Origin of the sequence: Streptomyces sp. NPDC018019, from assembly GCF_044327805.1 — a bacterium.
Lineage (GTDB): Bacteria > Actinomycetota > Actinomycetes > Streptomycetales > Streptomycetaceae > Streptomyces.
Map to the genome: position 1 here is coordinate 241,242 of NZ_JBIRGD010000015.1, position 9,507 is coordinate 250,748.

Here is a 9,507-nt window from a genome sequence, read left to right on the forward strand (position 1 = left end):
CGGCCTCGTGGGCCCCGTCCGCCGTCACCAGCGGGCGGGGTCCGTCGCGTCCGCGGCGAAGACCGAACCGTCCGGCGCCGCCGCGTAGATCCGGCCGTGCCGCGGGTCCGGCAGCGGCGCGGGCAGCTTCTCCAGGTACCCGCTGCGGCCGGTGGCGAGCCGGGGCGGCGTCTGGCCGAGCAGCGCCCCGCGCCGGGTGTCCACGGCCAGCAGCCGCCCGTCGGCGCCGGTGAAGTACAGCCGGTCGTCCGCCGGGGCGAGCACCGGCGCCGAGGCCCGGCTGACGGAGGTCTCCACGGTCCAGTGCCGGTCGCCGACGGCCTGGAGGGTGCCGCCGGCCGCGAGCACATAGGCCGTCTCGCCGCGTACCACGGCCGCCGCGTCGTCCACCGGCGCGGCCAGCGGCAGCCGCCGTACCCGGTGGGTTCCGGGGTCGTAGCGGACGACGGCCGCGGTGCGCGTGACGATCAGCGGGTCGGCGGCGGTCAGGTAGACCGATCCGGACGCGCTCGCGCCCACCACGGTGAGCGCGCCGGGCAGCCGCCGCTCCCAGCGGACCGTGCCGTGCGCCGGGTCGATCGCGGTGACCACGGTGGTGGCCCCGTCGGCCGCGACGGTGGCCGCGTAGGCGGTACGGCCGTCCCCGTACGCGGTGAACTGGCCGAGCGGCTGGGCGGGGAAGCGTTTGTGCCAGCGCTCCTGGTGGGTGGCGCTGTCCAGGGCGGTGACCAGGCCGTCCGCCGCCGTCAGCAGCATGGTGCCGCCCACGAACCGGACCTCGGGCGCGTACCCGGCCAGCTCCTTGCTCCAGCGCGTCGCCCCCTGCCCGCCGGGCGACGGGTCGAGCGCCTCCAGCCGCTTGCCGTCGGGGGACCGTACGTAGAGCAGTCCGCCGGAGAACACCGGAGCGCCCGGCGGGGTGTCGCCCTTGTGCACCGGCCCGCTCGCCCGCCGCCACGTCACCGTGCCGTTCCCCGGCTCGACCCGCGCGGCCTTCAGCCCCCGCTCGACGCAGAACAGGGCGTTCGCGCCGTACGCGCAGAAGGGCGTCTCGGCCGGGTACCCGGCGGGCCGCTGGACCAGCGGCGTGTGCCAGGGGCGGAAGGCCGGGGCGGTGCTGCCGGCGGTGCGCGTCTGGAGCGCCGGGTCGTCGCCGGAGCCCAGGAACCGTACGCCCGCGAAGATCCCCGCACCGGCCAGCACGGCCGCCACGCCGGTCCAGACGGCCCAGCGGCGGGCGCCACGCGGGGCGCGGGACGTCTCTTTTCCCGCGGCGGGCGCGGCGGCGTCCGGTCCCGCTCCCTCTCCCGGTCCCACCTCCGCTTCTGCTTCCGCTTCCGGGGCCGCTTCCGGCTGCCGGTCCCGTACGTGCGTGGCCCCGGCCGGGTCCGGCGCGGCGGACGGCACGGGCGCCGGGGCGATCCGTACGGGCTCCCGCTGGGCCGGCACGCGCGCGTCCTCCGGAGCGGGGGCGCCCTCCGGCGAACGGCCGCCCTCCGGCACAAGGGCGACCGGAGTGTCCGGGATACTCGCGAGCAGGTCGTCGTGCGCTTCGGTGGGCACCTCGGTGTGCAGCATCCGCATCAGCATGTCCGGCGTCGGCCGGTCGGACGGGTGCTTCGCCAGGCAGGTGCGGATCAGCGGCGCCAGGTCCTCCGGAACGCCCGTCAGATCCGCCTCGTCGTGCACCACTTGGTACGCGACGATGTACGGGCTCTCCGAGTCGAACGGCCCCCGCCCGGTCGCCGCGTGCACCAGCACCGAGCCCAGCGCGAAGACGTCCGCCGCCGGGCCCACCTCGCGCGGGCGCTGGAACTGCTCGGGCGCCATGAACGGCGGCGTACCGATGAGCTTGCCGGTCTCGGTGCGCATCTCGCTGTCCGAGGGGCGCGAGATACCGAAGTCGATGACCTTGGGGCCGTCCGCGGCGAGCAGCACGTTGCCCGGCTTGAGGTCGCGGTGCACCACGCCCGCCCGGTGGATGTCGCGCAGCGCCTCGGCCAGGCCCGCGGCCAGCCGCCGCAGCTCGGCGGGCGCCAGCGGGCCGTTGCGCTTCACATGGTCGCCGAGGGTCGGCCCGGGGATGTAGAGGGTGGCCATCCAGGGGCGGCCGGCGTCCGGGTCGGCGTCCACGACCGGCGCGGTGAACGCGCCGCTCACCCGCCGCGCCGCCGCCACCTCCTGCCGGAACCGGCCGCGAAACTCGGGGTCCTGGGCGAACTCGGCGTGCACCACCTTCACCGCCAGGCGCAGCCCCGACGACGACCGCGCCAGGTGCACCACACCCATCCCGCCGGAGCCCAGGCGCGCGTCCAGACGGTACCGGCCGGCGTATCGCGGACGTTCCGCTTCCGGGTCCGCTTCTGAACCGCGCAGCGGCGGCATCTTCCCACCCCCGTGTCCATGGGCCGCAGATGCGACGCACGGAGCCTAGTCGATGGTGCGTACGGGACAGGTGAGGCTTGCTAGCGTGCGCGGTGCACCGGCCGCGGCACGCGGACCGGGCCGCGACACCGGGACCACGCAACGGGGAGTACGCATGAGCAGCACGCCTGAGAACACCGTCGGTACGGACGGCACCGGCACGGACGGCGCCGCGGCGGTCGCGGAGGCGGAGGCGGTCACGGCGGCCGAGGGCGTGGCCGCCGAGGCGATGGCGGCGACCGCGGCCTCCTACCCGGTCGCGCCCGGCTACCGCGTCAACGTCCGCAGCGGCCCGAGCACCGGCGCCTCCGTCGTCCGGCAGCTCCCGTACGGCGCGCGGGTCACCATCCGCTGCCAGCGCCACGGCCAGCGGGTCAGCGGCCCGTACGGCACCACCGACATCTGGGACTGCATCGCGCCCGGCGAGTACGTCTCGGACAGCTATGTGCACACCGGCAGTGACGGCCTCGTGGCACCGCGCTGCGCCAACTGACCGGCCGGAGCCGGCCGGGCACGGGACGGCCCGGCCCGCCCCGGTGCGCGGCGTCCCCGGCCCGCCCGGGCGCGTCCCCGGGCACCCCGGCCCACCAGGGATAATCGCCGGTATGAGCGACGAGACACCGCCCGCCCCGGACCGGTCCGGCCCCGAACCGGTCCCGATCCGCTTCTTCGGGACCACCTGGCTGCACCACGACGGCGGCTACGGCCTGCGCCGGGCCGGGACCGCCGTCGGCTCCCTGGCACTCGCCGCCGCCGGCGCGGTGGTGCTGCGCTTCGCCTTCCAGGGCCTTCAGATCGCCGAGGTCGGCTCGTTCCTCAACGCCCTCATCGTGGCCTGCTTCGCGGTGTGCAGCGCGGTCGCCTTCCGCCGTACATGGGAACGGCTGACCCGCCCCGCCGACGCGGCCGGTGACCGCCCGGTCGACCGGTCCGCGCAGAGCATGCAGCTCATCGGTTTCATCGGCTCCTTGCTCGCCTACTTCTGCCGCACCCTGGTCGAGGCGCCGGGCGAGGGGCTGCGGCGCGCCGAGTACGAGGCGGAACGCGAGCGCTACGAGCGCCGCCGGAAGGCGCGTACGGGCAACCCGGCGGCCAAGAAGACGAAGAAGAAGCGCGGCTGAGACCTGCGCCGCGCCCGTCTCACTCCCCGGGCGTGCGGGCCACGGCGATCGCCAGGCCGTCCTCGTGGACGTGGTGCCGCACGATCACGCCGTCCCGCACGGTGAACCGAAGTGCGAACGGCGGCCGGAAGCCCTTTACCGGTCGCCCGCACGTCCCGCCGCGCCTCAGTACTCCCAGTCCGGCTTTCCTTCCCCGTACAGCCAGTCGTCGAAGAGGTCCGTGAGGTCCTCGTCCGTACGGTCCTGGCAGAACTCGATGAACTGCCGGGTGTCGGCGCTGCCGTGCCGGTGTTCCGCCGGCCAGTCCTTCAGGATCGAGAAGAACACCTTGTCGCCGACGGCCTTCCGGAGCTGCTGGAGGACCATGCCGCCGCGCTTGTAGACGGGATCGCCGGTCACGTTCTCCGGGCCGCCCGGGTCGCCGGGCGGGAAGCCCCAGATCTCCTCGTCGTCCTCGTCCGTCTCGTACAGCTCGTCGAACTGCTGCTGCGCCGTACGGCCGCCCTTGTCCTCCTCCCACAGCCATTCCGCGTACTGCGCGAACCCCTCGTTGAGCCAGATGTCCTTCCAGGTCTTCGGTGTCACCGAATCGCCGAACCACTGGTGCGCGGTCTCGTGCACCACCGTGCCCTCGTCCGGCGCCCCGGCGTAGACCGGCTTGGTCTGCGTCTCCAGCGCGCCCCAGTCGACCCGCTCCGGCGTACGGTCGACGATCGCCCCGGCGGTGGTGAACGGATACGGGCCGAACCGTTTCACCGACCAGTCCAGGATCTCGTCCAGCCGGTCCAGCGCCCCCGCGCTCTCCTTGGCCTCCGCCGGGTCCACCGCCGTGTAGACGGGCAGCCCGCCCTTGGTCCGCGTCTCCGTGACGGTGAACTTCCCGATCGTCGCGGTGGCGAGGTAGGAGGCCATCGGCTCGGCGTTGTGCCACTCGAAGGTGGTCCGGCCCTTCGCGCTCTTGCGGCTGCGCAGCTCCCCGTTGGCGACGGCGGTGTAGCCGTCCGGCACGGTGATCCTGAAGTCGTACGCGGCCTTGTCGCGCGGGTGGTTGTTGCCGGGGAACCACGTCATGGACCCGGCCGGCTGGCCCGCGACGAACGCCCCGTCCCCGGTCCGCACCCAGCCCTCGGTGGCGCCGTCCTGGTCCGTCATCTCCTCCGGCGTGCCGTCGTACTCGACCGTCGTCCGGAACGCGGCGCCCTTCTTCAGCCGCTCCGCCGGCCGGACGGTCAGCTTGTGCCCCTTGCGCGAGAACTGGGCGTCCTTGCCGTCCACCCGCACCCCGTGCACCTTCATCCCCTGGAGGTCCAGCTTGAAGGAGGCGAGGTCCTCCTGCGCCGTGGCGCTGATCTCGGCGGTGGCGTCCAGTGTGCCGCCGCGGACGTCGTAATCCAGGTCGAGCCCGTAGTGGCCGACCTGGTACCCGCCGTTGCCGAGGGCGGGGAAGAGCGGGTCCTGCACGCTGCCCGCGCCCTCCGTGCCGTCCAGCCGGGTCGCGCTCGTACAGGAGGACAGCAGCAGGGCGACGGAGAGCGCGGCGGTCGCACCGCAGGAGCGGAGAGGCCGGCGGGTCACGGGGCTCCTAGGGTCGTGGGGACGGGGTGATCAAGCTCCCCGACCCTACGGCCCTTTGGCCCCGCAACGCCGCCCCCTTCCGCTTAACGGTGCTTATCCACCCTTATGTCCGGCTGTCGGTGCGATCGTGGCGGTGGCGGCACCGGCACCGGGAGCCGTCCCCCGCGGGGCGCCGGGCCGTGGCCCGCCCACCGGACCCGGACCGCCGCCGGACCCCGCACCGCCGCCGGGCCCCGCGCCGTCCCCGGCCCCCGTCCCGCCCGCGTCCGCGTCCGGATCACCGGCCGGCCGCCGCCGCTCCGCCCAGCTGCCGAGCGCCGCCGCGCAGGCGCGGTCCAGGTGCCGCAGCCCGGAGAGGTCCAGGACGACGGCCCGGTCGCGCGGCAGCGCCTCCAACTGGTCCAGCAGCCTGGGCAGCCGCAGGAACGTGGCGTTGCCCAGGGCGCGGACCCGGATGGGCCCGCTCTCCGCCAGCCCCGACACCTCAAGGTGCGCGTGCGAGGTCTCCCAGGCGGACTTCGCGACCGCCATCAGCAGCCCGATGACGACACCCTCGAACATGTTGGTGACGACGATCGCGATGGCGGTTCCCGCGAGCACCACGGCCTCGCCCCGGTGCTCACGCCACAGCGGCACGAGATCCCGTACGGGAATGAGCTTCCAGCCCGCGTGGACGAGCACCCCCGCCAGGGCGGCCAGCGGCACGACGCCCAGCGCCGTCGGGAACGCCGCCGCGAACAGCAGCAGCCAGACGCCGTGCAGCACCCGCGACACCTTCGTACGGGCCCCCGCCCGGACGTTCGCGGAGCTGCGGACGATCACCGCGGTCATCGGCAGCGCGCCGAGCAGCCCGCACACCGTGTTGCCCGCGCCCTGCGCCATCAGCTCCTTGTCGTAGTCCGTACGCGGTCCGTCGTGCAGCCGGTCCACGGCCGCGGCGCTGAACAGCGACTCGGCGGACGCGATGAGGGCGAAGGCCAGGATGGTGCCGATCGCGCCGACGCCCACCAGCCGGGCGAAGTCCGCACCCCCCGGCGGCTGTACGGCGGACAGCAGCCCCTCGACCTCCACCCGCGCGACCGGCAGCCGGAGCGCGGCGACGGTGGCGGTGGCCAGGATCACCGCCGCGAGCGGTGCGGGCAGGACGCGGGCCGCGCGCTGCCAGCGCGGCCACACCACCAGGACGGCGATGGTGCCGACGCCGATCGCCGTCGCGGTCAGCGCCTGGTCCGACCAGACCGTGTCGGCCGCCAGCTCCGGCAGGCCGCCGAGGTTGGCGAGGCCGGTGCCGGGGGCCTTGGCGTCGGTGAGCGCGTACAGCTGGCCGGCGATCAGGACGAGGCCGATGCCCGCCAGCATGCCCTGGACGACGGCCACGGAGATCGCGCGGAACCACCGCCCCAGCCGCAGCGCGCCCATCCCGAGCTGAAGCACTCCGGCGGCCAGCACCAGCGCGCCCAGCGTGCTCAGCCCGAATTCCTGCACCGCTTCGTAGACGAGGACGGTCAGTCCGGCCGCCGGGCCGCTGACCTGGAGGCTGCTGCCGGGCAGCAGCCCGGTGAGCAGGCCGCCGACGATGCCGGTGACGAGGCCGAGTTCGGCCGGGACGCCGGAGGCGACGGCCACGCCGACGCACAGCGGTACGGCGACCAGGAAGACGACGAGGGAAGCGGTGAAATCCGGGCGTATGGCCATGAGTTTCCGCATGAGGATGCCTCCAGCGCGTTGCGGTGGAACGCACGGCACGGACGTGTGCCGTGCGGAGGTACGGATGTCCGGATCGATCCGTGAAGGGGTGCTGCGCGGGCACGGGGGACGGCCCGTGGGGCGCCTGTCGGCAGGCGCGGCCGGGAGATCTTTCGCCGGTGATGGGGGGTGGCGGTGACCAGCCACTGGTCACCAGCCGTCGGTCACCGCCGAAGCGGATCAGCAGCGAAAGACGCGATGACTGATCGGAAGCTGCCCCGAACGTGTCAGAGGCATGGCACGGTGTCCGGTGACCGGGGCCGTCGGCGACGGGCCGGCGGCCGGCGGGACCGTGGGGTCGCTCGCGCACCTGGTCTGGTCGCCGGGGTGGAAGGCCGGCACACCGGTCGTGGACCGGGCGGCGCGGCCGGTCGGGCAGCGCTCGGCCACCGAGTCCGCGGGCCCGCCCTCTTCGTACGCGTACGGCGCGACGGCGTCGAGCGCACCCCGTACGCCGGCGGCCCGCACACCGGTCCCGGCGCCGGCCGTGATCCCGGCCCCGGGCGCCCGCCCGTACGCGCCCTCGGCGCCGACCGGGAACGCCAGCAGTGCTGCCACGACGAACAGCAGCACGCGGCGCATGGCGTCGCCCCCTCTTCCCGCATGGTTGGGCGGTCAACTTCATTCTGTCCACCGCGACATGACTTTGCGCGAGTCGCCGTGTAACCGTCGTGTAAACGCTGAGTCAGCGAAAAGGAACAGTCGATTCCGATCACTACGGCGCCCGCCGGAGCGCGCCCGCCCTTGACGTGCCGAGCTGCCCGCCGTCCTGATGCCGCAGCTCCTCCTGTACGGCCTGTTCGCCCCGCGGGACACGTGCAGCCGATTCTCAGGGCGCTCCCCGACGACCTAGGCGATGCGAGGATGACCGGGCACCGCGCGGCCCGCCCGGCCGCCGTACCCGAAGCCCCACCGGCGAGGTGAACCGCAACATGACCCAGAAGGTCGCCGTACTCGGCACCGGAAAAATCGGCGAGGCCCTCCTCAGCGGCATGATCCGAGGCGGCTGGGCCCCCACCGACCTCATGGTCACCGCCCGCCGCCCGGAACGCGCCGACCAGCTCCGCACCCGCTACGGCGTCACCCCCGTCACCAACGCCGAGGCCGCCCAGAGCGCGGACACCCTCATCCTGACCGTCAAGCCGCAGGACATGGGCGCCCTGCTCACCGAGCTGGCCCCGCACGTCCCCGCCGACCGCCTCGTCATCAGCGGCGCCGCCGGCATCCCCACCGCCTTCTTCGAGGAGCGGCTGCCCGCGGCCACCCCGGTCGTCCGCGTCATGACGAACACCCCGGCCCTCGTCGACGAGGCCATGTCCGTCATCTCGGCCGGCACCCACGCCACCGCCGCGCACCTCACCCGCGCCGAGGGGATCTTCGCCACCGTCGGCAAGACGCTGCGCGTCCCGGAGACCCAGCAGGACGCCGCCACCGCCCTCTCCGGCTCCGGCCCGGCGTACTTCTACTTCCTCGTCGAGGCGATGACCGACGCCGGCATCCTGCTCGGCCTCCCGCGCGACAAGGCCCACGACCTGATCGTGCAGGCCGCGATCGGCGCGGCGACCATGCTCCGGGACAGCGGCGAGCACCCGGTCACCCTGCGCGAGAACGTCACCTCGCCGGCCGGCACCACCATCAACGCCATCCGCGAACTGGAGAACCACGGCGTACGGGCCGCCCTGATCGCCGCCCTCGAAGCCGCCCGCGACCGCAGCCGCGAACTGGCCTCCGGCAACGGCTGACCCCGCTCCGTACGCACGGAACCCGGCCGGCCACGCCCCCGTACGGAACCGGCCCGCCCGGCCCCGTACGTACGGAATCGGACCCGGCCCGGCCGGCCCGTGGCCACCGCCGCACAAGACCCGCGCGGTGGCCACGCCCGCACCGGCCGCAGCAGCTCCACCACCACCTCGGCCGTGTCCTTCTTGAGCGCGCCGTCCCTCACCCGCGCGGCCACGGCCGGGTACGTCACCTTCGAAACCACGAACGTGTGCCCGTAGCGCTGGTCGAAGCGGACCGCCAGGCCCATCGGCCGGCTGCGAGGAGAGACGCGAAACGGCCGTCGAGGCGGGTTTGAAGCGCCCCAACCCCTCATGTAGTGTTCTCCGAGTTGTCACGGAGCCGACCGGCGCCGTGACAGCCCCTCACGCCAAACGGCACCATCACTACCTGCACGACTCCCGAACGGGACGGATTTCGGCATGCCGGAATTCGACCGCGACTCGATTATGAGTCACCGGGAAAAGCCGCTAAAGTAGTGATCACGCCGGAAGGCGCGAACAACCCCCTCCGACGGGGAAATTCGGATTCACATTCGAACCGACCGCTTCCATAACCGGAAGCCCGGAACGGAAAACGGATCTGATAACGTCGGAAAGGCCGGAAAGCGAAAGCCGGACGGCCGGCCCGCTCCAGCAGGGAGCCGGAAACGGAAAGCGGAAACGCCGAACGGATCTGGTAAGGTTGGAACCGCGCAGAAGCCGAAAGGCCGAAACGCACCGGCGGAAATCAGGACCGCGAGGATCTGATAGAGTCGGAAACGCAAGACCGAAGGGAAGCGCCCGGAGGGCCCGGTGAAACGGGACCGAAGGAAGCGTCCGTTCCTTGAGAACTCAACAGCGTGCCAAAAGTCAACGCCAGA

The 9,507-nt window shown here is 73.6% G+C and carries 8 protein-coding genes; 3 read left to right on the plus strand and 5 right to left on the minus strand.

What is annotated here, in order from left to right; genetic code table 11:
• Positions 1-24: 24 nt before the first annotated feature.
• On the minus strand, positions 25-2,385 hold the full coding sequence (locus ACH4FX_RS25040; RefSeq protein ID WP_398482443.1) for a PQQ-binding-like beta-propeller repeat protein: 2,361 nt from the start codon (positions 2,383-2,385) through the stop codon (positions 25-27).
• 154 nt (positions 2,386-2,539) lie between these two features.
• Here ACH4FX_RS25040 and ACH4FX_RS25045 point away from each other — a divergent pair, with 154 nt between their 5' ends.
• Together ACH4FX_RS25045 and ACH4FX_RS25050 are read left to right on the plus strand one after the other, a co-directional pair.
• The gene (locus ACH4FX_RS25045) at positions 2,540-2,917 is read left to right on the plus strand and encodes an SH3 domain-containing protein (RefSeq protein ID WP_398482444.1); all 378 of its coding nucleotides are present in this window, start codon (positions 2,540-2,542) and stop codon (positions 2,915-2,917) included.
• Between the two features lie 112 nt (positions 2,918-3,029).
• A complete protein-coding gene (locus ACH4FX_RS25050; RefSeq protein ID WP_398482446.1) occupies positions 3,030-3,545 on the plus strand; it encodes a hypothetical protein in 516 nt (171 codons plus the stop codon).
• A 165-nt stretch (positions 3,546-3,710) separates the two neighbouring features.
• Here ACH4FX_RS25050 and ACH4FX_RS25055 read toward each other — a convergent pair whose 3' ends face one another.
• The 3 genes from ACH4FX_RS25055 to ACH4FX_RS25065 form a co-directional block, all read right to left on the minus strand.
• Complete coding sequence (locus ACH4FX_RS25055) at positions 3,711-5,120, minus strand: M1 family metallopeptidase (protein WP_398482448.1); 1,410 nt, start codon at positions 5,118-5,120, stop codon at positions 3,711-3,713.
• A 93-nt stretch (positions 5,121-5,213) separates the two neighbouring features.
• Complete coding sequence (locus ACH4FX_RS25060) at positions 5,214-6,815, minus strand: SulP family inorganic anion transporter (protein WP_398482476.1); 1,602 nt, start codon at positions 6,813-6,815, stop codon at positions 5,214-5,216.
• 231 nt (positions 6,816-7,046) lie between these two features.
• Entirely contained in the window at positions 7,047-7,448 is a 402-nt protein-coding gene (locus ACH4FX_RS25065) for a hypothetical protein (RefSeq protein ID WP_398482450.1), read from the minus strand.
• A gap of 350 nt (positions 7,449-7,798) precedes the next feature.
• Between ACH4FX_RS25065 and proC the strand changes: the two genes are divergently transcribed.
• Positions 7,799-8,608, plus strand: a complete 810-nt coding sequence (proC, locus tag ACH4FX_RS25070) for a pyrroline-5-carboxylate reductase (protein WP_398482451.1) — start codon at positions 7,799-7,801, stop codon at positions 8,606-8,608.
• Positions 8,609-9,174: 566 nt separating this feature from the next.
• On the opposite strand, the gene ACH4FX_RS25075 is transcribed toward proC, so the two are convergent.
• Positions 9,175-9,507 (minus strand): hypothetical protein (locus tag ACH4FX_RS25075; RefSeq protein ID WP_398482453.1); only part of this gene is annotated, 333 nt, incomplete at its 5' end.

What these genes read in the sequence shown, in the direction of transcription:
- ACH4FX_RS25065 (WP_398482450.1), bottom strand. Translation starts at nt 7,448, where the DNA reads ATGCGCCGCGTGCTGCTGTTCGTCGTGGCAGCACTGCTGGCGTTCCCG.
- ACH4FX_RS25050 (WP_398482446.1), top strand. Translation starts at nt 3,030, where the DNA reads ATGAGCGACGAGACACCGCCCGCCCCGGACCGGTCCGGCCCCGAACCG.
- ACH4FX_RS25045 (WP_398482444.1), top strand. Translation starts at nt 2,540, where the DNA reads ATGAGCAGCACGCCTGAGAACACCGTCGGTACGGACGGCACCGGCACG.
- ACH4FX_RS25040 (WP_398482443.1), bottom strand. Translation starts at nt 2,385, where the DNA reads ATGCCGCCGCTGCGCGGTTCAGAAGCGGACCCGGAAGCGGAACGTCCG.
- ACH4FX_RS25060 (WP_398482476.1), bottom strand. Translation starts at nt 6,815, where the DNA reads ATGGCCATACGCCCGGATTTCACCGCTTCCCTCGTCGTCTTCCTGGTC.
- proC (WP_398482451.1), top strand. Translation starts at nt 7,799, where the DNA reads ATGACCCAGAAGGTCGCCGTACTCGGCACCGGAAAAATCGGCGAGGCC.